General features: G+C 40.8%; 23 protein-coding genes. 12 read left to right on the top strand and 11 right to left on the bottom strand.

Features of this window, described 5'->3' with window-relative positions; translation table 11 throughout:
• Positions 1 to 42: 42 nt before the first annotated feature.
• Both IQ259_RS02510 and IQ259_RS02505 read left to right on the top strand, forming a co-directional pair.
• The gene (locus IQ259_RS02510; protein ID WP_193880371.1) at positions 43 to 813 is read left to right on the top strand and encodes a ParA family protein; all 771 of its coding nucleotides are present in this window, start codon (positions 43 to 45) and stop codon (positions 811 to 813) included.
• A complete protein-coding gene (locus IQ259_RS02505) occupies positions 810 to 1,796 on the top strand; it encodes a ParB/RepB/Spo0J family partition protein (protein ID WP_193880367.1) in 987 nt (328 codons plus the stop codon). Before IQ259_RS02510 ends, IQ259_RS02505 begins: the two co-directional genes overlap by 4 nt.
• Before the next feature lie 35 nt (positions 1,797 to 1,831).
• Here IQ259_RS02505 and IQ259_RS02500 read toward each other — a convergent pair whose 3' ends face one another.
• From IQ259_RS02500 to IQ259_RS02475, 6 genes are all read right to left on the bottom strand, one after another.
• Positions 1,832 to 2,005, bottom strand: coding sequence for a hypothetical protein (locus IQ259_RS02500; RefSeq protein ID WP_228014316.1), 174 nt, complete (start codon positions 2,003 to 2,005; stop codon positions 1,832 to 1,834).
• Positions 2,006 to 2,016: 11 nt separating this feature from the next.
• Positions 2,017 to 2,760: an SDR family oxidoreductase gene (locus IQ259_RS02495; RefSeq protein ID WP_193880364.1), complete on the bottom strand. Its 744-nt coding sequence runs from the start codon at positions 2,758 to 2,760 to the stop codon at positions 2,017 to 2,019.
• A gap of 42 nt (positions 2,761 to 2,802) precedes the next feature.
• Positions 2,803 to 3,579, bottom strand: a complete 777-nt coding sequence (locus IQ259_RS02490) for an SDR family oxidoreductase (protein ID WP_193880361.1) — start codon at positions 3,577 to 3,579, stop codon at positions 2,803 to 2,805.
• Positions 3,580 to 3,601: 22 nt separating this feature from the next.
• Positions 3,602 to 4,693 carry an alpha/beta hydrolase gene (locus tag IQ259_RS02485; RefSeq protein WP_193880358.1) on the bottom strand — a complete coding sequence of 364 codons (1,092 nt, stop codon included), beginning with the start codon at positions 4,691 to 4,693 and terminating at the stop codon, positions 3,602 to 3,604.
• An 80-nt stretch (positions 4,694 to 4,773) separates the two neighbouring features.
• Positions 4,774 to 5,127 carry a cyclophilin-like fold protein gene (locus IQ259_RS02480; RefSeq protein WP_157374292.1) on the bottom strand — a complete coding sequence of 118 codons (354 nt, stop codon included), beginning with the start codon at positions 5,125 to 5,127 and terminating at the stop codon, positions 4,774 to 4,776.
• Positions 5,128 to 5,300: 173 nt separating this feature from the next.
• Entirely contained in the window at positions 5,301 to 5,612 is a 312-nt protein-coding gene (locus tag IQ259_RS02475; RefSeq protein ID WP_339383914.1) for a cupin domain-containing protein, read from the bottom strand.
• 55 nt (positions 5,613 to 5,667) lie between these two features.
• Between IQ259_RS02475 and IQ259_RS27710 the strand changes: the two genes are divergently transcribed.
• The 4 genes from IQ259_RS27710 (at position 5,668) to IQ259_RS02460 (ending at position 8,668) form a co-directional block, all read left to right on the top strand.
• On the top strand, positions 5,668 to 5,880 hold the full coding sequence (locus tag IQ259_RS27710) for a hypothetical protein (RefSeq protein ID WP_339383913.1): 213 nt from the start codon (positions 5,668 to 5,670) through the stop codon (positions 5,878 to 5,880).
• A 287-nt stretch (positions 5,881 to 6,167) separates the two neighbouring features.
• Entirely contained in the window at positions 6,168 to 7,190 is a 1,023-nt protein-coding gene (locus tag IQ259_RS02470; RefSeq protein ID WP_193880504.1) for an AraC family transcriptional regulator, read from the top strand.
• Between the two features lie 584 nt (positions 7,191 to 7,774).
• Positions 7,775 to 8,116 carry a hypothetical protein gene (locus IQ259_RS02465; RefSeq protein ID WP_193880352.1) on the top strand — a complete coding sequence of 114 codons (342 nt, stop codon included), beginning with the start codon at positions 7,775 to 7,777 and terminating at the stop codon, positions 8,114 to 8,116.
• A 57-nt stretch (positions 8,117 to 8,173) separates the two neighbouring features.
• The gene (locus IQ259_RS02460; protein ID WP_228014315.1) at positions 8,174 to 8,668 is read left to right on the top strand and encodes a hypothetical protein; all 495 of its coding nucleotides are present in this window, start codon (positions 8,174 to 8,176) and stop codon (positions 8,666 to 8,668) included.
• Positions 8,669 to 8,760: 92 nt separating this feature from the next.
• Here the strand turns inward: IQ259_RS02460 and IQ259_RS02455 are convergent, their stop codons facing one another.
• The gene (locus IQ259_RS02455) at positions 8,761 to 10,005 is read right to left on the bottom strand and encodes a ParM/StbA family protein (RefSeq protein ID WP_193880350.1); all 1,245 of its coding nucleotides are present in this window, start codon (positions 10,003 to 10,005) and stop codon (positions 8,761 to 8,763) included.
• 864 nt (positions 10,006 to 10,869) lie between these two features.
• Positions 10,870 to 11,448 carry a hypothetical protein gene (locus IQ259_RS02450; RefSeq protein WP_193880347.1) on the bottom strand — a complete coding sequence of 193 codons (579 nt, stop codon included), beginning with the start codon at positions 11,446 to 11,448 and terminating at the stop codon, positions 10,870 to 10,872.
• A 516-nt stretch (positions 11,449 to 11,964) separates the two neighbouring features.
• Here IQ259_RS02450 and IQ259_RS02445 point away from each other — a divergent pair.
• Complete coding sequence (locus IQ259_RS02445; protein ID WP_193880344.1) at positions 11,965 to 12,321, top strand: MobB protein; 357 nt, start codon at positions 11,965 to 11,967, stop codon at positions 12,319 to 12,321.
• Positions 12,322 to 12,363: 42 nt separating this feature from the next.
• Positions 12,364 to 13,869 (top strand): relaxase/mobilization nuclease domain-containing protein, encoded by a 1,506-nt coding sequence (locus IQ259_RS02440; protein WP_228014314.1) that lies wholly within the window; start codon positions 12,364 to 12,366, stop codon positions 13,867 to 13,869.
• A 522-nt stretch (positions 13,870 to 14,391) separates the two neighbouring features.
• On the opposite strand, the gene IQ259_RS02435 is transcribed toward IQ259_RS02440, so the two are convergent.
• Positions 14,392 to 14,730, bottom strand: coding sequence for a hypothetical protein (locus IQ259_RS02435; protein WP_103125764.1), 339 nt, complete (start codon positions 14,728 to 14,730; stop codon positions 14,392 to 14,394).
• 280 nt (positions 14,731 to 15,010) lie between these two features.
• On the opposite strand from IQ259_RS02435, the gene IQ259_RS02430 reads away from it, so the two are divergent.
• Positions 15,011 to 15,340, top strand: coding sequence for a hypothetical protein (locus IQ259_RS02430; RefSeq protein ID WP_146034009.1), 330 nt, complete (start codon positions 15,011 to 15,013; stop codon positions 15,338 to 15,340).
• Between the two features lie 287 nt (positions 15,341 to 15,627).
• Here IQ259_RS02430 and IQ259_RS02425 read toward each other — a convergent pair whose 3' ends face one another.
• Together IQ259_RS02425 and IQ259_RS02420 are read right to left on the bottom strand one after the other, a co-directional pair.
• Positions 15,628 to 15,990 (bottom strand): hypothetical protein, encoded by a 363-nt coding sequence (locus IQ259_RS02425; protein ID WP_193880341.1) that lies wholly within the window; start codon positions 15,988 to 15,990, stop codon positions 15,628 to 15,630.
• A gap of 28 nt (positions 15,991 to 16,018) precedes the next feature.
• Complete coding sequence (locus IQ259_RS02420) at positions 16,019 to 16,213, bottom strand: hypothetical protein (RefSeq protein ID WP_041457400.1); 195 nt, start codon at positions 16,211 to 16,213, stop codon at positions 16,019 to 16,021.
• 60 nt (positions 16,214 to 16,273) lie between these two features.
• Here IQ259_RS02420 and IQ259_RS02415 point away from each other — a divergent pair, with 60 nt between their 5' ends.
• From IQ259_RS02415 to IQ259_RS02405, 3 genes are all read left to right on the top strand, one after another.
• On the top strand, positions 16,274 to 16,951 hold the full coding sequence (locus IQ259_RS02415; protein ID WP_193880338.1) for a hypothetical protein: 678 nt from the start codon (positions 16,274 to 16,276) through the stop codon (positions 16,949 to 16,951).
• Between the two features lie 171 nt (positions 16,952 to 17,122).
• Entirely contained in the window at positions 17,123 to 17,479 is a 357-nt protein-coding gene (locus IQ259_RS02410) for a hypothetical protein (RefSeq protein WP_193880335.1), read from the top strand.
• A 497-nt stretch (positions 17,480 to 17,976) separates the two neighbouring features.
• Positions 17,977 to 25,731 carry a hypothetical protein gene (locus IQ259_RS02405; RefSeq protein WP_193880332.1) on the top strand — a complete coding sequence of 2,585 codons (7,755 nt, stop codon included), beginning with the start codon at positions 17,977 to 17,979 and terminating at the stop codon, positions 25,729 to 25,731.

The following is a 25,731-nucleotide window of genomic DNA, read 5'->3' as shown; positions in this document are numbered from 1 at the left end:
TAGAATCGCTGACATGGGTTCACAAAATCGCTTCATTAATATATGTCATCAACCAAAATAATTGCCACTTTCAATCAGTCAGGTGGTGCAGCTAAAACGACTATTACACACAATCTTGGATACCACCTTGCTAAAAAACACCGTGTACTGCTTGTGGATATGGACCCACAAGCATCACTAACAGCTTTTATGGGATTAGGGGAAGTCAAGCTGCAAACTGAACAAACCATCTATGGTGCGATCGCTGAAGAAACTCCCCTGTATATATGGGAAAAACCTATTCACGGGATGCACCTTGTACCAACAAATATCCAATTGGCAGGTACGGAGCAAAAAATTTTTCATGACTTGACCATCGACAACCGCCAACGGCTCAAGTTTGTGCTATCAAATGTACTTGACCAGTATGATTATATTTTGATTGATTGCCCGCCTTCTCTAGGAATTCTAAGCATTATGAGCTTAGTCGCTGCTTCACACGTTATTATTCCTGTTGAAACGCAATATAAGTGCTATCTTGGCACCAACCAACTGCTAGAAACAATTGCCCGACTCAAAAAAGGAGGACACCAGAAATTACAAATTGCCTGTATAATTCCAACCAAATACGATAATCGTAATCTTCAAGACACAGGAATACTGGAAGAAATTAAACAACAGGTTGAAGGACGGATACACGTTACTGCCCCCATTCCTAAATCAACAGCTTTTCCTGATGCGACCCAGGCACATCTACCACTTGCACTCCACAAGAAAAACCACCCCGCAGTTAGCATACTCGAAGAAATTACAAAATATATTACTCAACTATGAGCCAAAAACGCGAACTAGAAAAACTTACTGGACTTGATAATTTATTTGGAGATGAAGAAGAACAATCTTTATCTGATTCCACTTTACCTTTATCTCAAATTATCCTTCCGCCGAGTCAGCCCCGTCGCTATTTTGACCCTGTAAAACTCAAATCGCTCGCTGACAGCATTAGGGAAGTAGGGTTACTAGAACCCATAGTCGTTAGAAAGATTGAGGAAGATAAGTATGAGTTGATCGCTGGTGAACGCCGTCTCAAAGCTTGTGAAATTGCAGGACTTGAGGAAATCCTTGTAGTCATTATTGAATGCGACGAAAAAAAAGCTCGTAAACTCCGCTTAGTTGAAAACCTCCAAAGGGAAGACCTCAACGCTTACGAGGAAACTATCGGAATTCTCGAATTACTAGCCGAAGAACTTGATGTTGACCAAGAGACAGTGGTCAAATTGCTCTATGACATGAATAACGCAAGCAAAGGTAATTCTAACCATAACGTTATGGTTAGTGATGAAGGACGAATCATACAAGATGTATTCTTGAGGTTAGGAAAAATTACTTGGCAGTCATTTGTAGCCAATCGTCTTCCTTTACTCAAACTCCATTTCGATATCCAAACTGCACTGCAAAAAGGCGAAATTGAATATACAAAAGCTAAAGAAGTTAACCGGGTAAAAAATGATAGTGAAAGGCAGGGAATTTTAAATAAAGCGATTACAGAAGGTTTATCACTATCTGAAATTAGGATTATAGTAGGAAATATTCTTCAGCAACAGTCAGAAAGTAAGCCATCATCTCATAACCAAGAGCAAAGAGAAAAAGCTGACAAAATATACAAAGCACTTAGAAAAAGTAAAATTTGGAATGATGAGAAAAAGCTAAAAAAAATTAATAAGCTTTTTGCTCAAATTGAAGCACTTCTAGAAGAAGAGAAGAAAGATGATCCTTCTTTACAGCAAGGTAGTCTAGTCTCGGACAACTCTCTGTAAAAGGTAATGGATGGCTAAAAGTCAACTCATGTCTTTCACCGCCGCGATCGCTTCTTTCCCTCGAATGCTGACAACAGTTCACCATCATTTATAGTTACCCAAAAACCACCATGTACGCAGGCGGAGTGAATTCCTTTATGGCAGAATTCACAGGTAGCATCGGAAAACGCAAAGGGAGCGAGGACGCGATCGCACGAGAGTCTAAACAACCGCACTATCCTTACCAAGGCTGCGTGGTTGGGCCAATTGTAAATTCGTTCACGTTTGCGTCTTCTGGCTGGTCAATCGCAAACGCCACAACATTGGCGACTCGATCTGGTGAGATGCCATATTGCTCATACAACGCTGTCATTTTTTCAGCCATATCTTGGTTAGTAATCTGACCTAACAATTCAGTGTTAATTGCAGCAGGATAAATTGTCGCAGTCCGAATGTTAGTCCCCTCTTGAGCCGACTCCATACGTAGAACTTCCATGAAATCGCGCAGGAACCATTTCGTCCCACCATACACCGCACCACCTGGATAAGCTTTTAATCCAGCAACCGATGAAGTTGCGATAATATGCCCAGATTTTTGGCTAATAAACATTGGTAACACAGCAGCGATCCCATTTAGTACACCCTTAATATTGACATCAACTGTTTGATTCCATTCATCCGTTTTCAATGCAGAAAGTGGAGAATTGGGCATGATGCCAGCGTTCAAGAAAATAACATCGATGCGTCCAAATGTTTCCTTGGCAAGCTTGACGATCTGGGCGTTATCAGATGCGTTAACTACATCCATCACTTGATAGACTGCTTGTCCGCCATCTGTTTGAATTTCATCAACCAGTTGTTTCAATTGCTGCTCGCGTCGCGCACCCAACACAACTTTAGCCCCTTTGCTGGCAAGTAATTTCGCAGTTGCTTCACCAATTCCTGATGATGCGCCGGTAATAATCACAACTTTGTCTTTAATCATCTTATTCCTCTTTTTGTTGAGTAAGTCCTTTTGCTCCGACCATTACTGCACCGTTTGGCCGCCGTCGATGACCATAGCGTGTCCAATGACAAAGCCTGCTGCGTCCGAACATAGCCAGACGACGGCTGCGGCGATCTCCTCAGGCTTACCCATCCGTCCGACTGGCTCCTGGGCAATTACCTTCGCCCGCCCTTCGTCCGTACCGCCAGTGAAGCGACCCATCATCGGAGTGTCGATGTAGCCGGGACAGACGACGTTGATGCGGATGTTCTGCGCGGCGTAGTCGAGGGCTGCTGATCGCGTAAGACCGATCACACCGTGCTTCGCGGCGGTGTATGCGGGGCTGCCTTTGATGCCGATAACTCCCGCGCCCGATGACGTGTTAACGATTGCGCCGCCTCCCTGCTTGAGGATCAGAGGGATTTCATGTTTCATGCACAGGAAAACGCCGCGTAGGTTGATGTCAACGATCCGGTTCCACTCCTCCTCTTCATACTCCGCAGTCGGAGCTGGCTTTCTCGGCTCGATGCCCGCATTATTGAAGGCGAAGTCCAGCCGCCCGAAAGCCTCAACGGTCTTGGCTAGGGCTGCTTTCACGTCCTCGGAGCGCGTTACGTCGCACCGGACAGCGATCGCCTGCCCGCCGAGTTCTTCGATTAGGTGTGCCGTTTCTTGATTGCCCTGTTCTGAAACGTCGGCAACCACCACCGCCGCGCCTTCACGGGCAAACGCCAGCGCTGTGACACGGCCAATGCCGCTCGCTGCTCCGGTGATAAAGGCCACTTTGCCTGTGTAGTTTCCATTCGAGTTAGGTAGCATATTTCTCCTGTCAATTGCTCGCTTACCGACTGAGGTGCTGATTGAAAAAGGATGCAAGCTTGTTCCACGGGATCAGGTTTACCCGGTCGTACAAATCGACATGTCCCGCATTTGGAACGATGTAGAGATCCTTTGGCTCGGCTGCACGCTTGTAGGCATCTTCGCTGAACTCCCTGGAATGTGCATCTGCCCCCGTGATGAACAGCATAGGACGAGGTGAAATCGTCTCAATGTCGTTGAACGGGTAGAAGTTCATGAATTTGACGTTGCTGGTAAGCGTCGGGTGTGTTGTCAGTTTCGGCGATGAACCTTTGGGGGTGTATTCGCCCCTGGGAGTGCGGTAGAAGTCATAAAACTCACGCTCAATGGCGGTGGAGTTCTCATTTAGTTCATGCACAGTTCCGCTTGTGTATTTGGTTTCGCCGCCCGTGAACTCCGCATAGCGTTGTTCAGCCGCCTCTGCAATGACTTTCTTTCTCTGTTCGAGGGACGTAGAATGCCTCAACCCGTTACGGTTGGCTGCACCCATGTCATACATACTTACCGTCGCAATGGCTTTCATGCGCGGGTCAATCTTGGCGGCACTGATGGCAAAGCTCCCACTACCGCAAATCCCAAGAACGCCAATTCGATCCCGGTCAACGAATGACTGGGTACTCAGAAAATCGACCGCCGCACTGAAATCCTCGGCATAAATATCTGGCGAAACAACGTTGCGGGGCTGCCCCTCACTCTCGCCCCAGAAGGATAAATCGAGGGACAAGGTGACGAATCCCTGGTCAGCCAGCTTTTGGGCATACAGATTTGCGCTTTGTTCTTTGACTGCGCCCATTGGGTGTCCGACAATGATTGCCGGATTCTTAGCGTTCTGATTCAAGGTTTTGGGAATGAAGAGATTCCCTGCAACCTTCATGTTGTATTGGTTTTTGAACGTAATCTTTTGCATAGTTACTTTATCGCTCTTATAGAAGTTGTCCGCCTCCTTGACCACAGCAGACTGTTGTACGGGTACTTGGGATATCTTACGCGAGACTTGTGTTTTGTCGAGCGCGAATGCTGCCGTTGTACAGATCGCACTTATCAAGAGAGTTGGTATTAAAACACGGTATTTCATGATTTCTTCGTAGATGTAGATTTATCTAACGGGTTTACTTCAGTTAAATCGTTGTAAGCCGCTTTCTTGCTGTATCCGCTTTACTGCGATCGCAACTCGATCATTACTTCTACAGAACCTGGCACAGTCAATGCCTCGATGTCACCGTCAATTTTTCCGAGGATGACGAGTCCGTTTGAGTAGCCAAAATCGTTGTAATACATCGCCAAATTTCCCCAGGGAGCGTAATACGCGATATCTCCAACCGCAGGATCGCTGCCCGGAGGTGCATCTTCTGTCGATAATCGTCTTGGCAAATCACTAACTTTTTCGGTGTTTGCGTAGTCTTTCAACGTCAGCGTTAATGGCAGCAGGGAAATAAAATCCTGAGTAGTTTTGCTATCAATCAACGTCGCTGTCACAACTTCGTTTCTGATCCTGATGTTGATCTTCATGCTGTTTGCCTGCTCGGTTGATAGTTTAGTCGGTGTCTCTAACGGGGCATTGTTAGTCATCCTGGTATCGGCACGACAGGCTGAAGAACTCAGGGACATTGCTAAAGCGAGGAGCAAAATTAGCATTCGCTTCTGACCGTTTTTCCCTCTAGCGGGAAGGTATTTCAAAAGCATCAGGATCTCCCCTCATACTGCTCGTCGCTGACCTGTTCCATCCAGTCCACAGGGCTGCCGTTGAGCGCCTCGTGAATTGCAGTATGAGTCATGGCTGTAGTGGCTGTAGCTCCGTGCCAGTGTTTTACACCGGGTGGAATCCAGACGACATCACCAGGTCTAATTTCCTGAATTTGACCGCCCCACTGCTGAACCCAGCCAATTCCATCCGTGACAATTAGGGTTTGCCCCAAGGGATGGGTGTGCCATGCGGTTCGGGCACCTGGCCCGAAGGTGACACTTGCGCCAGATGCGCGTGACGGCTCGTGCACCGGAAAAAGAGGATTGATGCGGACAGAACCCGTGAAATAGCCGACAGATCCTTCAGTGGAAGGCTGCGAACCGTTCCGCGTAATTTCCACTTTCTGTAAGCGATCGCCAGATGAGACTTGTGTATGCCCTGCCTGCACAAACCCCAAAGCCAATAAGGAAAATGCCATGACAGGTATCGTGAGACGTTTCATTTCTGTTCCTCCATGTTTGTGCTTAGTCATGCAAAGCTTTCCTACAGTGAGCGATGCCTACCGTGGATTGGGATGATGCTTCTTATGCCATTCTGAGAAGTGCTTGACCAAAAAAACCTGAGTTTTCTCTTGGATAAAAGTCCAGACGCTTACCAGAAGCCGGAATCACTTTTCATTGCTTTAACTTCATTCTATGAATCCTGAAAGGCAAGCAATAGAACGATCATCTAAGATAGTTGTATAATCCTGCAAACTTACACTCGTTTCAGATCAAGTCACGCTAAATTCTTATACAGGGCTGGTACTACCAAACCCTTGCCGAAGCTTGATGTATCCAAAAGTTTGTTTAAATCGGTATTAGAAATGAACGTTGCAAGAACGAATGAAAAGTCCGGTAGAGCCTTGATGAATGACCTTCAGACTCTTCGCGAGGCAGACCGAGCGCAAGCCAACCGAGAGGAACTAACGGAGCGAATTGCTCAAGCGATTTGTACTGATGGAGCGATCGAGCCACTTTCTGGATTGCACTTCAACCGTTCCTCTTCCCCTTCGGAATGCTTTCATAATGTCTCTATTCCTGCCTTTTGTGTGATTGCTCAAGGCAGCAAAGAAGTTCTTATAGGCAGCGATCGCTATCAGTACGACCCAATGCATTATTTGCTGGGGACGCTCGAACTGCCGATTGCCAGCCGAATTCTAGAAGCAACCCAGGAAAAACCGTACCTGGGTCTTCGTCTCGATCTCGACCCCACCCTAGTTGGCTCAGTCATGGTTGAGGCAGGCTATCCTTCAGCCCAAAGGGGTGCTAGTGTCAAAGCGATCGATGTTAGTCCATTGAATACAGACCTGTTAGATGCTGTGGTGCGGCTTGTCAGACTGCTCGATTCTCCGGCTGAAGCGCATGTGCTTGCACCCCTGATCAAGCGGGAGATTATTTACCGACTCCTGATGGGAGAGCAAGGTACTCGGCTGCGTCAGATTGCTGTTTTGGGTGGCTACACGCACTACATCGCTCTTGCCGTCGATCGACTGCGGAAAGACTTCAACCAGCCGATCAAGATTGAAGACATCGCCCGAGAGTTAGGTATGAGTGTGTCAGGCTTTCACCACCACTTCAAATCGGTCACGGCAATGAGTCCCTTGCAGTTCCAGAAGCAACTGCGGCTCCAGGAGGCTCGCCGTCTGATGTTGGGGCAAAACCTGGATGCGACCAGTGCTGCCTACCGGGTGGGGTATGATGATGCCTCGCACTTCAACCGGGAGTACAAGCGGCTGTTTGGTGCGCCACCGATGCGCGATGTGGAGCGGGTGCGAGAAGCTGTGAGTGAAACTGCTAGTTCAATACAATCTCCTCAAGACACCCGCCATCTTGCCAGAAATCACTAAAATATTGTGGAGATAACTCTGTGTAGCACACTGTATGCTGAGTGTTCTTGTGTCTTAGACAGTGCTGAATAAATCGTGTATCGTGTCCATTATTGATGAGCTTGTATCCGCAACCTGTTGTCACTACAACCCCATGTTTCATTATCTCTGCTGAATCAACTTGCGAGTATCGGCTTATTATCTACGAACAGTATGTGACAGTATGTGTAAGCCATCCAGCTCATATTATTACCCAGAATTTGAAACTTCTATTGACCTCAGTGCATGAATCGTTAGCTTTCCTGAAGTAAATCACCCTTCGTCTTTACCTGAGAAACGGTCAACTTTATATTTCATACACTAACTAAAGTATCTTCCTTAATCCAGACATACTTTCGGTGGGTTAACTCTGCGGGTTAACAGGCTTGCTACTCTATCTCTATTGGAAAATTTTTGAAAACAGGATAGTAGCCGAGGCGTTAGCATTCATTTCCAATTTAAGATTGTTATTTTTTACACGGACTTACGTCCAAATAAAGAAGAGAAAGCACTATAGCTAACGCTCAAATCCTTAAAAAGTAACTCTCACATAGGAGATAAAAATTATGGCTACTAGAACCAAAAAAGTTAGTTTAATTGATGACAACGCAATGGGTATTTACAAAATTGCTGACTACAACAAGCGTAAGTTTAAAGCAGTCTACTACGGGCTACAAGAAACCTGGGGTAAAACTATTCAAGCGCAGTCACAGACTAACTGGAATAAAACACAATGGGATACTTTTAAAGCCAGATTTATTGCTACATTCGGCTCAGTCGAAAACCCCAAATATAGTGTACAACAAATGGTTGACTATTCCATTAAGCACTTCAACAAAGGCTTAGAAGAATTACTCGAAGTCAACAAACGTACTTGGCTACAACGCGAACGTTTATTAGCAAAATAATCACAAATCATCTGATTTTACAGAAAATCTCGCTCATACAGAGTGGGATTTATTTTTTTGACTAATGCTGACGCAGCTAAAAGCGAAACACTCATCAAGGAAACAACTATGGCTGCTAATAAATCTACTAAAGCTCAAGCTGCTACAGTCGATGATTCAACAATGGAGCAATTCAAGATTGAATCATTCGACGTGCGTAAATACAACACAATTTTCTATTCAATTCGTGACCTTTACGGACGCGAATCACAACGGCAACTGGGGTCTGACAATTTCGATTGGAAAGCTTTTAAGCTTCAGTTTGAAATTTGTTTTGGTCGTCCTGAAGATTGTCGTTACACCACAGAACAATTATTGAATTTCGCCAAATACAAATTCAACATGAGTTTGGAAGACTTGTTAGCTTATAACCGTAAATCATGGGAACTCCGCAAAAGACGAGAACAACAATATGCAGACATGGAGCAAATTAACTCTGTAATTCAGCACATTCCAGAAATTACCAATTCTCACGTTGATTGCTCCCAAATGCTAGAGCAACAGCCATACTAAAATCTCAAAGAATCAGTTAGAAAGTACTGTTTTATGCAGCACTTCACTCTAGCTGATTCTTTTTTTACTACATTTATTTTTGCCTGAACCTATCAAACATTCTCGTTTACAGCAATAAAGGTACTAGGCCGCTCACAAGGCGTAAAGTTATACCTACGTTTGACTTCTTCACCTGTGTTATTTGTATTACCTTCAACAGATTTATTTAACGGTACAACCTCAGAGCGTATATAACCAGTTAACTTATCAAACTGAATAATCATGTGCTGGTGAAAAGCCCAAACATCCGCCATCCGATTGCCCATACCAGAAGATATTTCATCAGGTATAAAAATATTAGCGTGCCAGGATACTTTCATCCCCTCTTTCTGGAAGTAAGCATCTATTTCAGGACGAATGTAATCCGCAGTTCCTCCGCAAAATACTAGTTCTTCAATATCCTCATCCATCTTTGAGCGCAACCACCTGGCGATCGCACGCCAATATTCGTCTCTAGCAAGTAATAAAGCTTTGGACATCGACTCTCCATCAAGTTGAATCTCATCAACTTTGCGCTTGCGTGAGAGTTTTTGCATCACCTGGGGGTCACAACTGGCTCCAGCTTCTATCAGTACCTCAATAATATTGGAATTATCAGGGCTTAGTCCCGATGTTTTGGAAATCAAATTATTTACTAACCAAGACATACCAAAATTGCTGGTTATTCCTGCACCAATCGAACCACTCCGAAAGGTGAAAATACTCGCGTTGCGATAACCAAGCATCACATACATCGAAACAGGTACATGATCGCCAAGCGTTCGCCTACGGTGGAAAAATATTCCACTACCCTCAGAAGCTGCATCATAACGAAGCATTTTCACCCGCATCTTACCTGCTGGTGTATCAAACCCCCGAAACACATCCTTTAAGCGAATTTGTAACTGTTCCTTATCTTGCACTTCACCCGGCGGCAGCAGGACACTCAAGTAAGCTGCAACATCATTACCCAGGTTCAACTTCTCCTTAGCCAGCCAAAATGCTCCGCAAATTTTGGGAACTGCTAGTTCGTATTTTAACTCCCTCAGTTGCGATATACCCCCAAACCGACGACGAGCAAGTTCTCCCAAGGCGAAATACTCATCACCAATTCCTACCCAAGCACGAGATTCAGGACTACCTTCAGGTTGGACACTTTCAACTGAGGCTTTAGCAACATCCGCTATTTCTGAGTCTAAAAGTAAAACAACAGGCTTTCCTTCTGGATACTCCTGAACGATAGCCTTAGTTTTACTTGCACCCATGTCAATCGTAATTACTATCTTTTTTACGTCTGTTTTCTCCTTAATTTTAGGCATATATATTGATGTTTTATTAACTTTTCCTATTGTTACTAATTTACCTGAAATAGGAATGATGCTGTAGTGCAAAACATTTTCTTTACAGGAGTTAACAGGTTTTTTACATACAAAGTAAGTAGAGAAAAACCATTACGATCATTTTCTTCTATAACACTAATACCAAACCGAAACTGTAGATTCTAAGTAAATTAATGTATTAAAAATTTCTTCAACACACGCTGGTTAAATTACGTCCTGTATCATGAACAAATTACCCCAATCACACCCTAATTCTGTATCAACTAAAAGTTGAATTACAAAATAATATTTGTCTTTGGCTTGTGAAATAAACAATGTAATTGTGATTATTGCACCCAGTATTACCTCAATCATCCCCACATTTACCTCACTAAAAACACCACAATTGGGCAGTCTTGTACAATAACAAGGTATGTCCAATGGGGTTTATTACAAATTTGCTTTGCTGAAAAATTGTTAATTGCAACTTTTAGAAATGAAATATCATGAAGGCAATTGCACCTCCGGAGTTAGAATGCGATCGCCTCTCCAGTTCGGTCAAATATTGTTAATGCACTCGATCACAAGCTTTGACCAAGTGTATAGCGAAATGGTTTAATCGAAACTTTGAATAATGCAGGTGCTTGGGCAAAAACTTCTTCTCAATGTGCTTTGTGAAGAGGTACAAAGCACTTCTTAGCAACAGTGCCTAACGCGATGCCTGCGGCAGGCGTAGCCATCGCACTCTGAAAAATACTGCCCACAATGACAAACAGGACAAAGGAGGGAATTACGTAAGTATCACAAGCGAAGGCAAAGAATACGCTTTTCTCTAACACCTAACAGCCATTCCTGATAATTCCTTTACTCCAGACGAAATCCTGCATCAACTTCTATTTCTGCCTTAGCAATCGGGTCATCCTCATCATCATTAAAGAACCCATCATCTTCAGAATCTTCTTCCAAAACATTTGACCCTACTGATTCTGCCGTAACAGGTAGCGAGTCAGGACTTGGCTCAGTGGAATCAAAAAAAGAAACCGAAGGGGGAACCAAATTAGCTGAAACAGGAGCTACTCCTACACCATTAGTTCCAATTGTTGGTTGTAAGCCAATCACACCCTGCGAGAAAATTCCACTATGAGGATTAACAAGAACTACCTGGGGCAACCCCTCCATCCCAAATGTCCGTTTCATCTTAATTATCTGGGCTTCAAGTTGCGCGATCGCATCATGGAGGGCCGACTGCAATTCTATACCAGATACTCCCGCAGCCGATAGTGCAAACGGCAGGTAATAAGCCCGCAGCGCCTCACATACTAACTCGGTTTGCCCTCGCTTCTTCGACTGGAGATAGCTAATTACTATCCCATCTTCAGTATCCTTATTCCGCATGATTCGCGCCAACTCAACAGAATCAGCAGGCTTACTCGCTCTTGCCATACCTTTACTTCTATATAATCTGCAAACCAAGCTTTTCAGTAAGCTATTTGTCAATACTCTTACTTTAACCACACTGTAGGGGAACTTACCCCCGTATTTACTCCTAACTACCCCAATTCATACACTAATTACCCCAATCAATTGAAAATTAGGTCTAATTTTTTAAATAAAAATATGTTGTTAACTGATAAATAAACTCTTACAGTTCCCATGATTGAGGTATTCTGAGGGCAAATTGACCCAACTATTTCAGCATTACTTCAAACATCAATCGTCTTGGGACAAAACTCTACAACCCTCTCTGCATATGAATTTACATCAGTCCCGTTCCACAATAAACCATTACTGTTGTCGCACAATCCAGAACTAAAACAAGGTATGTTCAATGGGGTCATTTTATCCTTATATTATTCGCAATAAATTAGATTAATTGACAATATATTCAATACAATCGTTTATCATGTAGTTCTAATAAATACTACTTCTGTTTTATATTTACTTTTTGATGACTAATGTATGGTAAATGACCCCGTAAAGCGAACTAAATCTATCAAGGTATACCTCTTTAAGGAAGAGAAAACTACCATTGAGGAAAAAGCGATCGCCACAGGGGTAACTGCATCTGAGTATTTACGTTCCTGTGGATTAAGGCGGGTACTAACGGCAAAACCGTCTGCCGACTTGATAACTATCCGCGCTACTGCTGGAAACCTTAAAAGCGAACTGATGATGTTATCTCACTTAGCGAAAGAAACAAACAACCAGCAAATTTTAGATACTGTTAATAAGGCGATCGCACTTGTAGATCAGACCATCGCAGCTGCATTTAACATAGACATTCCCGATAAATCACCCTCAAGCCAAGATAAATAAAGCATTACAAGTTCTATAACCCCCACTTTCAACTGTCTCAATTTGATTCCCGTCATCTACAAAAAACCCAATTTTCTCGACACGCTCAAGTATGTCTTGGGGAAAGATGATGCTGCGATTGTCGATACTAATATGATGGGAACAAAGCCAGATGAATTTAACCAGCAGTTTCTCACCATCAAGTACACCAACAAAGCAGTTAAACGGCAGTGCGCTCACCTCATCATCTCAATCGCACACCGCCCGAACTACCACGAGCATTTATCCAACAGTCAGTACAGTTATGTAGCAAGAGAATATCTCAAAGATATGGGATACTTGCCCAAGGAAGAATCATCTGTAGGAGCTACCAGTCAGTTCGTTGCAGTACGCCACCACGATCGCAACCACGAACACCTGCATATAATCACCTCCCGGATTCGGTTAGATGGCAGCTTAGTTAATGATTCCTATGATTATTTCAACTCCCAAGTCTCAACTAGACGCATCGCGGCGGAACTAGGATTGGAAGTAACACCGACAACAAATGAAGCCGTCGCCTCTAGGTTAGAGCAAGAGTACGGAATAATTACACTCACCAGTCCCAACCGATCAAAAAGCATTAGAGCAGTCAACAGTAAGCACAAAACCCCAAGCAGTAAGGAAATTATTCGCCAAGCAATAGGAGAAGCTATTAAGGATAGTCCCACCGTCTCTACGTTCATTCAACGCCTGGAGGAAAATAACATTGGAGTATTGCCTAAGATGCAGGGGGAAGAACTACTAGGCTTTACCTACATTCATAATGATGTAAAAATTGCTGGTTATCAAGTATACAAACCTTATAGCTGGAAAAAACTGCGGTCTGAATATGGAATCATGTACGACCCAGATAAAGATATAGAAGTAATTCAACAAGCTAAAGCCAAAGCAATTGCTCGCATAAATAGCATAATTTTAAGTAATAATGATTACTTAAATAATGATAAACCTACTAGCAGCAGCACAAGTGATAGTAATGGTGACACTGACAGTAACTCCAAAACACTTGTTAGTACATATACACTAAACAGTAATTATCCAAGTGAGATTCCAGTAATACAATCCAAATTAGAAGATAACCCCACATTGGAAACTAATAAGACCAAGAAAAAAGTTCAACCACATCCAAAGAAACAGCACCCACAACAGGATATTTCAGAAGAAAACGGTCTCACTGCTAAACAATTCCTGGAAGAGCAATCTTCCCCTATTCCTCCTTCTCTTAACCTTCTGCCTTCTACTCTCAAACATTTGCCTTCTATAATCACTGACTATATGCTTATTACCAATAACTTCCGTATCAAAGGACGGGAGTTGAGTGCCAGCTTAGATAGCAATACTCTGAGTGTTTACCGTCATGCGGATAATACTCCTGTGATGCAAACTTGCTACAGTCAGGGAAACTGGTACGAAGAGATACCAACTCGATTAACAAGAAACGAAATTGAGCAGATTGAAAGTCTGCGTTTCTTTACCCAACAACCATTAATCAATCAACAGCGATCGCAAAAAGGTATTGAGCAATAGTAAATCTGTAGATAAAGAGAATTTAATCTACTCAGAATTAGGGGTAGGACTGGCTAAGACACTGTTGGCAAAGTTGTCACCAAGTGCAAACTAAACAGTTTAGGTTTTAAAAATTTCGTCTAGCAATCCAGGTTCTTTGTCAAGCTAGATATGAATTTGGGGCAGCTATTTGTGAATTTGTGGGGGATAAAAAATTGTTTTGTCTATTGGTGTCTAACAATCAAAAGTACAATTTTTTGCGTTTATATTTATTAGAGGTAAATTAAGCCGTAAAATGTAAAAATTCGCTAACTTCAAGGCGGGTACATTCAACAGATAAGCTATCTGGTTTGATTCCGTGAAAGTCTAGATTCTTTTTCTCATAAGTTTTTAGCCTACCTACTGTGCTTTCGGCTAATTACTTGGTTTTAAATAAGCAAGCTTCTTCTATTTCAAAAGTCCATTCAGTATTTGATACGTAATAGTAATTTAAATCAAGAAAGTGACCAAATACTACCCAGACATGTTTTTTAGGCATAAATTTTATTTTTCTTGTCTATTTTCGATTTTATTTTTTTCATAATCATAAGTAAATTCAGGTATTTTACTAGAGGATTCAATAAAATAATTCAAGTAACTTTTAACAATTTTAATATCTTCCTCTAGTCGATTTTTAGTAGATTTTATTCGGGATAGGGCAATGTACAAATAAGTATCGATTGAATCTTTATCAGTTCCTTCTGCAAATTCTTCTTTTAAATCTTCTAAATTTTCAATTGAAAAATCTAAGTGGCTAATATGACTGCCAAAATCATCTAAATAGCAAGAAACCCTAGCTACAGCTTCTTTAATATCAGATGCTATTGTTTCATCTATGCACATAATCAAAAGTTAGATTTTGTTTCAAAATTAGTTAGCTAATTCTAGAATTTTACTTTCTTGTGACATAACTCTTGTTTTGTCATAAATGTTGAAAGTAATATAACAATTTTACATTGTTTTGCATTTTTGCAGTTCTATAATGTCTGCTAAAATATAATTTTGACAACATAACTCTCACAATAAAGACAGTTGCCCAGGCGATACATTACCCTTACGTCGTGCATGAAAACTGAGGTGACAAACCTACACAATACACATAAGTTTGTCCGACAATTATCTTATGACACAAAATTTTAGAAATTATATGGATATACTCGATGAGCTTTATATACTTGATGAAAATAAACAGCCTATTAAGCCCGAAAGTCTTGAGCAATGGTCTGATTGGCGGAAAAATGAGAACAATGTACAAGTAGCTTTAGATACTTTTTCGTGGGGAAGAGTATCTACCATCTTTTTAGGGAAGGATTATTCTAATTTTCCTAATCAAGAACCACAGCTTTTTGAAACTATGGTTTTTGGAGGTGAATATAGTGGTAAATTCTGGAGATATTCAACTTGGGAACAAGCAGTTGCCGGACATCAAGAAGTTTGTATGATAGCTATTTGAGCCTATCGGTGAGAAAAATCTAAACTTATAAGAATAATCCTAAACTAAAAAAATACAGTTGTAAAATTGGTGACAAACCAGCAATAATTTTCTCTTAATATGGTAAGAATTCAGTACTCATGAGCCAAGAGCCAGAATACAGAATTATCTCAGTATAATTAATAGTTTGATTTCTCAATATACACCTATTTTTTCTAACTATTCAGACGAATATATTCTGACATAATTTCTAATCTTATTTTTAGAGAGGAGCAATTTTACTCATCTTATTCGCTCGATTGCCAACTTCAACCAATTCGTTCAGCTTTTGATACAGGAGGTTCTAAAAAATCGAATCCGCTTTCAACAAGCCACTGTTTAGAAATAACATCAGGACGATTAGCAATAAAGCTGCAAGCGTCGTCCAATTCTTCAAACACTCTGTTACAAATAGTTGGGTGATGATAATCTCCTACTCCCACCACCCAAACCTCTTGCCCATAATTAGACAAGTAAATCCTGACTACGTTTTCTGGATAACAATGCCAATTTTTGGGAGCAGAAACTACAGATATTGTATCTGTGGGGAAGGGAAGCTCACGATTAATTCTTCCGTCAGGAAACTCAGCACTGTACTTGGCTATATATTCTTGGGTTTTTAGTTTAACCATATTTATTAGCTAAGACACTCAAATGTTTTTACAAATCACAGCGCAACAGCTTAATCTTGAAATACCCTCGTTTAAGTTTCTCACTTCCCCTGACTTCATAAAATTTATCTGGTTTTTGGACAATTTCAACCAGTCCCTGCGCTTCCATCTTCTCAAACAACGACTGCCAAGACGCAATATCTTGCTCAGGCGCAAAAATTCTAACATCGTTTATCTCGCCCATAAGCCTCTTTGTTCTAGCTATATAAAATTATAAAAGTAACTAGAACAAAAACGATAACCCATGCCTAAGAAAAAATGTGGACTTGGATTTGACTGTGCCAGTATGATGCTGCACCCAGGTATAGACCCTGGCGACTGCTTAAATTACAAAACTTGTGGGAGTGCGATTGAACTAACCCCTGATGAAGAACTCGAACTTGTTCGTATCCGGGAAGAACAAATGCGCCAGTATCAAGAACAAATTCGCCTGACTCGTCGTTCTGCCGCCATTATGATGCTGATGAGGCGCGGTTGCCCACAGTCACCAGAATCATTAGGTATTGTCTCCGCAGTCGAGGCGATCGCCACCACATTAGAGGATATTCGTACTGGACTTACTAACTTTGACGGACAGTACATCGCACCACCTAGTTGTGAACTCCACATCTACAATGTTAAACGCCCCAGTGGTACGTACTCATACTATAAACTAACCGCCGAAAACGCAATATTTGCACCTTCAGAGAAAGAACAACAAGTACGGGTAATTCACCTCAGCCATCATAATGATGCGCGGTATATAGAAGCACAACTTGGTATCGAACGGCGAAACAAGTTAACCCAGGTGCGAACACTGCTTCAGAACGCAAGCGCATTGCTTGAGGAAGCAACACGTCTACTCGAACAAACTACAGATATGAACAGTCCAAATGCTACAGTTGAAGTTTTCAACATCGATGAAATTATATCCATCGACTAATAAAACCAGCAAAATGGGAAAATTTACTTCATTACTGCCACAAAATATAAATCCTGAAATACAGGATTATGTGTAAAGCTGCTTTATCTACCAGTGCGACGTGACGATTACAATCAAATCGCTCTGATAGGTATGCCAACAGGCTAAAAACTGACTAGGGAGAAGTGAAAAATGACTATAAGTTTTAGAGAATGGCTCAAACAATTTAAAAATCAAGATATACCTTTTGGTGATTTATGGAGTGATGCCACATCGACTAAAAGAGGAAGATTTCAAGATAATATTTCAGATTCTTGGCAGGGTAGCACTATACAAAGCTTGATAGAGTTTATGGTTAAAAATGAAGCATCATATAAATCTTATAGTGTTCTTAATGAAGCTAATGAGGCGTATCATAATTATTTGGGTTTAGAACCTATAGAAACATCTAAATTGGAAGAATTAGAGAACCAATTTAAAGCTAAATATTACGCAGAACGTCTACAACACTATACAAGATTATGTATTTTATATAAAAATCCTACTTGAATCTTGCTCAGTCTACTGATAATTCAAGCTTTTAGGCAGTTTTATTTTTGTTCTATTTACTTTAAATAAAAATAATAGCTAGAACAAAGGAGGTACTTAAAATTGAAAAACTACAGGAGAGTAAAAAATTAGGGAGGCATAAAATTATCAAGGTGGTGCCACACTAATTTAGCTTTCTGTCCCAAACTGCAAATATAACCACAATGGCAAACATGAAAAATGTTACTCCTGATTTAGCGTTAAGCAAGAAGTAATCAAAAAGTTTGTATATTTTTTTCCACTTAAATTTTAAGACTACGTTGAATTAAGTCTTTAGGAACTATTTTTCAGTAATAATTATATTTCAGGGTATAAAAAAATATAGCTATTTGTTGGTATAAATTAGAAAATTGTTTAATAAATTATCAGTATAGAGAAAGTAAAATTAAACTCTACGGGTATTTTAGTGCCAAAAAGTGAAAATTTATATTTAATTTTATAAGTTTAATTGTTCATATATGACAATTCAAGCTAAACATTTTGACACTAGATTAAATCAATGGATTCATACAGATGGTAATACAAATAATCCAGATTCGCTGTTAAAGGAAGAACTTAATAATACTCTACTAGAATATTTCTTTCCTGGGGTAAGTTTTTCGTTCGGGCATATGGACGAAAAGTCTACTGTGGAACAATTAATTAATCATCCTGAAGGTCATAAATTATTATTATCGTCAAAAACTCGGTTGTTATATGGCCCCGAAGAATGTCTAGATACAATTAGGCAATTATGCCCTGATAACAAAGATAGAGGTGCTTACGGGTCTATATTTCTTGGTTCATGTAGAAATGCTGTCAATAAAAAGTTAAACATCCTAATAGTTGATGATAATAATGGTGATAATGGCGGCATTATCAGTAATGACCAAGCATATCGGCTAACAGGAGACTGTTACGGACAGATATCAAAAGACCTGTATCACGAATTAACTAAGCATCAAAAAGGTGATAAATACCGAGTAATTCAGCACCGCTTCGGTTGGACTGATCGAGACGGAGATGACAATAAATACCGCTTTGGTAAAGGTACACTACGCCCTGCTAACCTTGAGCAAATCTTCAATTATCAAAACTCGAATAACTCAACTAAAATTGATCTAATTCTTCCCTTATCTGCGTTCAAAGGAACTGATAAAGATAATCCTAATGGCCCGATTAAGCCTCAAATTCAACCTGGATTATACCGACAAAATATCTGGCTAGGTGAAAAATCACAATCTGAACTCGGCAAGACAGCTATATCACAGTTACTCGCTTCATTCCCTAACGGACTGAAAGACTTTACTGAACAGCTAGAACTTGAAGCCAAAAAGCTTAAAGAAGCACAGGATGACCCTCGGCAACTTGCACAACTTTACTGCGAAAAGTACGAGAAACGGAAAGCCTTTTTAGAAGAACAAGCAAGCACACTAGAAGAACAAGCAGCAGAAGATCCAACATTAGCAGAAGAGTTAGAAACTTTGCGGGATCGCATTGCTACTGACTCGTTTATTTACAAACTCATCAAAGCTGACCTGCAAGGAGATGGCCAACTTCTTGAAACTGAGAAAGTACAGCGCGAACTCGCCCGGTTCGTCCAAAACGAGTGGAAAGAAATCGCCATCGGCAAGACGTTAACGTTTGAGCGAGCAATGGTCATCCCCTCCAAAGACCTGCAAAATGGGGAAATTTCCATACCGCATTATCAAGATGGCGAAGAAGTTCTCAACTTCCGCTCCCCTTTCCTCAACTCTAATGGTCTGTGCGTCTCCACTAACAAAATTGTAGAAGATATCCTTGGGCCTGATGGTCAACCTCTCGCTGGTGCGATCGCTGTCTCGGACGAAACAAGCGATCGCATTTACAACCGCCTCAATGAGCAAATTAAATCTATCCTGTCAGAAGCTCAAGGAAAAAATATCCAGTTAGAAGGTATTGAAAATTACTTAGACCAAAATATTAGTAAGCTCGAAACTAGAGATAAAATCGAGTTTACTAACAAATTTAATCAGTATATTTTAGAACTAAAATTAGCTGGTTATGAATTAGATATTCTTCCTCAAGAGTCTGAACAAGAGCGTCAAGCACGCGATTACGATGGTGATTGTATCGGCTTCGAGCGGGCAAGCAAGTATACCAACCTCACCGCCGAGGCAAAGGAGCGTAACCTTCCTGAAAACGCGTACGCTCCAACTGTCAAACTTAAAAAACAATCTTTTTACCAAGAAGATGGCAGTCAGCCAGAATTTGAGGAAATCGCCATCCACATGAGCGATGGCATTAGTGTGGGTGTTATCAACAATCACCTTACCGCAATTGAGGCGTTAGAGTCAGAAATTACGATTCTGAAAAACTTTGGTAGTGAAAAAGACTCAATTGAGTACGTACAGCAGGTAGCCAAACACTACGAAGATTTATTCAAAACAGAAGCCTGGGCAAAATCCAAGGGTATTGAAGGGAAGGAGATTCCAAGCAAGTATCGCAGTTACATGGAAGAGTTCATCAAAACTGTTCGACAAGAACCCTTAAACCAGGCTAATGCAGTAGTGGCTATGAACATTAATACCCAAATGTACCGTGAAATGATTGCTGAGGCAGCATTTCAAAATCAAATTGCAGTTGACCTTTTTAAGAGTGCCAAAAAACCTGAAATTGAAATTATTCGCAATAATAGCCGGATTCTTCACCGTGAAGTCAACTATATTAAGGATAAGAAGAAAGATGTCTATATTAATAATATAATTCAACCGACGGGATACTCACCTGTTGAGTTACTAATTGCTCAAACCAATCAGTATTTTGAAAAAGCTCGCCTAGAATCGCGTGAAATTGTGCAATTTCAAGCTTTATTTAAAGGGGTTGAATTTTCTCATGAACAGCGATTAAGAGCTACCATCATCAAAAAAGAATTCGACAAATCATTCAACCGAGCGAGTGAGCTATCTAAACAAAAAGAAACTGAAAAAGGGCCATCTGCAAATATTACCCTTGCTAATGGTAATCAAGTAAGTATAACTAATCTTCTACAGTATGATAATGAATTTATCTGGAAAGCTAACACAATTACGATAAAAGTATCAGAAATATCCGAAGATAAGCGTAATAATAACCGCCTGCATAAATATTTAGTTTATGCTCAAATTAACGATGAAACTGAGAATGGTAAACCCAAGTTTAGAAAATTAGGGACACTGGCGAGGGAGCAAGAAAATAAACTCGAAGAGATAGAAATTACACTTGGACAAGAAATAAAATCTAACAAAATATCATTCCAGCCTGAACTAAGCGAAGGTCAAATTAAACTTCTTTACCAAAAAGCTTACCAGATAGCAGAGGAATTTTATAATTCGATTCCAGAAGACCAAAAGCTAGCAATGGCAGCTGCCACCTGGGCGGTATCAACTACTCGTGAGACTGGTAATGATAAAAGTAGCGATCGCCAAAATAAAGTTTCTAATTTCGCCTTTGCTGCCTTTCCTCAAGAGATTATCAGTCAGTTGGATACACTCAATTTTACCGATTTTAGTATCACTGGGTTTGACCGGAATAGTGAGTTTTTTAATGAAAATCAACCTCAGAGTATTCGATTTAATCTAGCTGAAGATGAAAAAAGTGTAATTGAAATCCAGAACCAAGAGGGTAATTACGAATCATTCGGAAATATTGAACAAAGTAACGCCCGGCTACCAATTGGTACTATTGCTATTGGCAGTGTTGAAAAAGGTGAAGTATACACCACCTCTGTTACAACCAAAGTACCCGGATTACCAGAACTCACTTTCAAAGTAGGCGAAGTTAATAAGTTTGGAAATTCCCAAAGGTTTAATAATGAACCTGTAATGTTAACAATCGAAAAGGTTGACCTGATTCGGGAAGACTATACTATTTATCTTCAAAATGGTAATAAACCTGAAAAACTAGGCAATCTTGATAAAGAATCAATCAAAGAAGGTATTGCTCAAGGCTGGCTAACAGAAAAGCCTGGGAATGGGCAACAGTTACATCTTAAAATTCAAACTATCATCACTGGACAAAATGCCTATGCTATAGCAGAGACATCTCAGAATAATCTGTTACGAATTAATATTACGAATCCAAAGTACAAAAAACAGGAAATTAACAACCAAGTATTTCAAGAAACTTTAGTTAGGGCATTTGATAAAAAGCACGTTTATATTGCTAAAATTGGCGACCAATCACTCGGTATTATTGGTCAGCATAATGAACGTCTCGAAGCTGATTTAAATAAAGGGAATATACAAAAACAGTGGCAAAGGAAAGAAAGTAGCACTGTACAAAAATTAATTGATACAGGCATTATTCGCCCAAACCAACAAAGAACCACTATCCCTGTACAGATTACCAGTAATGAAAGTACCTGTAAAATAATTATTAATCCAGAAACAGTACAGTATCCCGACAAATGGGTTAAACGCAGTCAGCTTATAAGTAATGAAAAGCCTTTCAGACACGAGCAACAAGAAAAACGCAACCAAATACTCGGTAAAATTAACGAACGCCCTACAATCATGTTCCAAGATAAAGAGCAAAAATTAGTAGGGCTTTTAGGATTAGCAGTTGATGAAAATATAACTGAAAAAACCAAAAAGTATCTCGAAAAAGTGGGAGTATCATACGAACAGCTTCCTAGTTCACAAGCTCGGTTAGAAGCCAAAAAAGGAATGACTGTATTCGTACTTGATGAAAGTACCATCAGTGACGAATTAAGACAAACCTTTATTAACCGTGCTGGTGGTCATATCAAAAGTGCAGATACACCCTCACAACCCACTCCAATCATTCCCCAACAAACTGTATATTTTTATAATCCAAATCAACAATATACTTCTCCCGATGGAACGCTCTTAGAAACTAAAGAAGCTTTTGGATTAGTAGTTCCGGCACAAGACGCGATCGCTGTAGCCACTTGGTTAGAATCAAAATCTACTGAAAACGATTATTTTATTGAGAGTAACACTGCTACATTTATTTTTAATAAAAATGAAATTAGTGAGGAAATAAAGAAAGAATTTAATAGTTTACTGGGAGAAGCTATTAATATCGCTGAAGTTGATGGATTTGACCGCTACGAACAGCTTAGTGCAGAGTTAAATCAAAAAGTTACAACTGAAGGTAGTCTTTTAAAATTAAACCAAATTCCAGAAAATAGTGAGTACCAAAAAGCTTTACAAGCACTTCCTAACCGTCCAAAAGAACTCAATCAAGAAGATTCTCCAGTACCAATTGTTCCTGCTAAAGCTTTATCAGAAAAGAATATAACTAATATTCAATTGAATACTAACGCCACAGTTGCAGAAATTTCACAAGTCTTTCAAAACGCGGTTGAGATACAAGTAGTAAAGAATACACAATCAGGAGCTAAGAATCAACCAATATTACTACCCAACTCGCGTCAAGCCGATCGAACTAAAGCTATCGAAATATTGGGTAAGGTAAGCGAGGAAAAAGTAGAACAATTGCGATCGCATCTTGAAACCCACCTCAAACCTATACTTGAAAATGACAAATCTAACTATGCACTACTGAGACAAGTCGCCTGGATCGGTGCAAAATGGGATTTGAAGGATAAAGACTTCAAGCCAGGGGTACAGGATGACAGGTTGATGGAACTTGTCAAACAAGTATATCCTGACGCTAATATTGCGCTGGTAACTTATTCCGAGAACCCCGGTGCTGGCATCAACTACCACCGTGATAACTCCTACGCCGCGACGGAAGCCCGCAGCATTAATATCGGAAATTCTGACTGGGGATATCGTGCTGCTAAGGAACGAATGGCATGGACTAGGGAAGAAAATCAGGACGCACCATACCAAGAGTTTAAACTTGAGTCAGGTACAGTAACCCGCTTCAACTGCAAGAACGAACACGCTGCACTGAATACTGAGGCTGGCAGATGGTTTATCAACATCTGGTCAATTAAAAATGACCTGGGCAGAGAAAACAGCGTTCGCCAGAAATTTGAGAACTTCCTCACCTCAAACCAACCTCCGCGTGCGGTAGTCCAAGGCAACAACGACCTCACCATCAAAGCTAACGAGTGGACACCAGGGGGAGAAATTAAAGTAGAGCGCAGTTATACCAACCTCAGAGAAGTCACCCAAAACATACCCTCACACGCTTTAAACCAACCAACTGTCGAAGAAATTATCGCCATTGGCAATTCTACTGCGGCACACGCTGCTAATCCTCAGATTCCGGACAACGCGACTATATCTGGCAAACCAGTACCAATGGTTTATTCGCTGCATCTGCACGGCGAAGCCGACGCAGTACCAGTTGATACAACTATTGATGCTATGCGCGGACACGGTAGGATACACACTACCAGAGGTGTAGACTACCAAAAAACTTATGGTATCAATGAGGGAGATATTGCGATCGCCCAAGGTAAAAACGGCGAGCAAGTTGCTTTTCGGGTAGGTAAGCAATATAAAATTACCACCCAAATGATTCAAGACCCAAGTTACCAGCAAGCCTGGGCGAGATGGGAGAAGCATTCACCAAAAGAACTTACCCAAACTCAAGCGAGTAAGAGTCAGCTATATGGCTTATTCATGGAGCCACTAGGAGATTATGTCAATGGCAAAATTGTTCCGTTCCCAACTAACCAAAAACAAGCTGCAACTCCAGTAAATATCAGCCCCGACTCCAAAGATGGGCTGGGACTAGCACTCAGCCTTGCCACTGCACTCGCCAAAGAACAAGGCAAGCTGCAAAACGATTACCAAGTTTCAGTCAATAATAATCCAGAAGCCCCCGCCGGGCAGTATGGATTAGAAACCCATGTCCAAAAACCTCAAGGGGTAGCATACGCATCCGCTGAACACGCATTTAATCACCAAAAGCAGTTGCATCCATCAGTTGATGAATACCAGCTAATGGTAGAAGTGCTTCAAGCTAAACTCGAACAACATCCCCGGCTAACTGAGGCGATCGCCAAACGTGGGGGAGTCAATTGGTTAGAAAACTGTACAAGCATTACTAATGCCCAGGATCAACAGTGGCAGGGTAAGGGTAAAGAATCCGCATTTATTCAAGCCCTTAGCGAAGCGTATATATATGTAGTTGCAAAATCACAACAAACTACAGTACAAACCCAGCAGGACAAGTCCCAACAGACTGCTCTGCGGCCCACAAATCCACTGTCCCAACTCGAACCTATAAACGCCGCCGTCGCTGAACACATGAAAAAAGACATTGCGATGGCCCAAATAGCTACCCAGTTTATCGGTAAATCAGCTGCACCCCTTGATACAGCTTCAAGCACACGAAATTACGAGCAAGCATGGGGGGAACGCGCCAACACAGGAAATTACTCAAAAGAAGACATGATTATGGTGTCCGGATCTGGCCCGTGGCGTGGAGTAACAAGCGAGCAAATTGCCCAAACATTTGAAAATCACTATAAACCCTTACTTGATAAGGCAATAGCAGTGAAAAGCTCTTTTCTAGTCGGAAATGCACAAGGAACTGACCAATTAGTTCAAAATTATCTTCAAGAAAAAGGGTACAGAGTAGAACAAACTTCCCAAGGATACGCAGTATTTAATCCTGTAGAAAACACCAAAGTTAGTAGCGATATTATTTCTACTAATACACAAGTATCAGATAACTCATTAATTTCTAACGACAAGAACATTTTTTCATCACAACAAAGCCAACAACCAAATATTAACCAAGCACTCGCATCACCTGCTCAACCCAAAATACAGCAAGTTGGAGTGATGGATAGCATTATCGAGCGGATGAAAGCTAATACAGTGCAAAATCTCCAAGACTGGTATATAGCAGCTGAAAAACTCGGTAAATCAGACACATATCTCAATAGAATTCAGGAGATAACTAATTTATACATTCAAGAAAATATTAGTCTTGAGAATGCTTTTAAGGCAATGGAACAAGACATTAAAGAATTAGAAAAAGTTAATGAGATGACCAGTCTTGCTCAACGTGTAGTTAAGACAATTGGACAAGAGGATATTAATGGCATTATGACAGTCCAAACAGAAAAATATCAGATTGCTACTCAAACTCAAAACCAAACTTATCTAGTTAAAGATAAAAAGGATAATATCTTGCTATATGTCAAACAAGGAAAGACTCAAGTAAGTAACATTAGTGATGAAACATTACAAGATTTTCAATTTATGAGCGATCGCATCAATAATGCACTCAAAGATGTCAAAAAAGATTTAGTAGAAAGGTAA

Source organism: Fortiea sp. LEGE XX443, from assembly GCF_015206815.1.
In the GTDB taxonomy this organism is placed as follows: domain Bacteria; phylum Cyanobacteriota; class Cyanobacteriia; order Cyanobacteriales; family Nostocaceae; genus Nostoc_B.
Note: the sequence above shows the minus strand (reverse complement) of the source record. Positions and strands in the feature narration are given on the sequence as shown.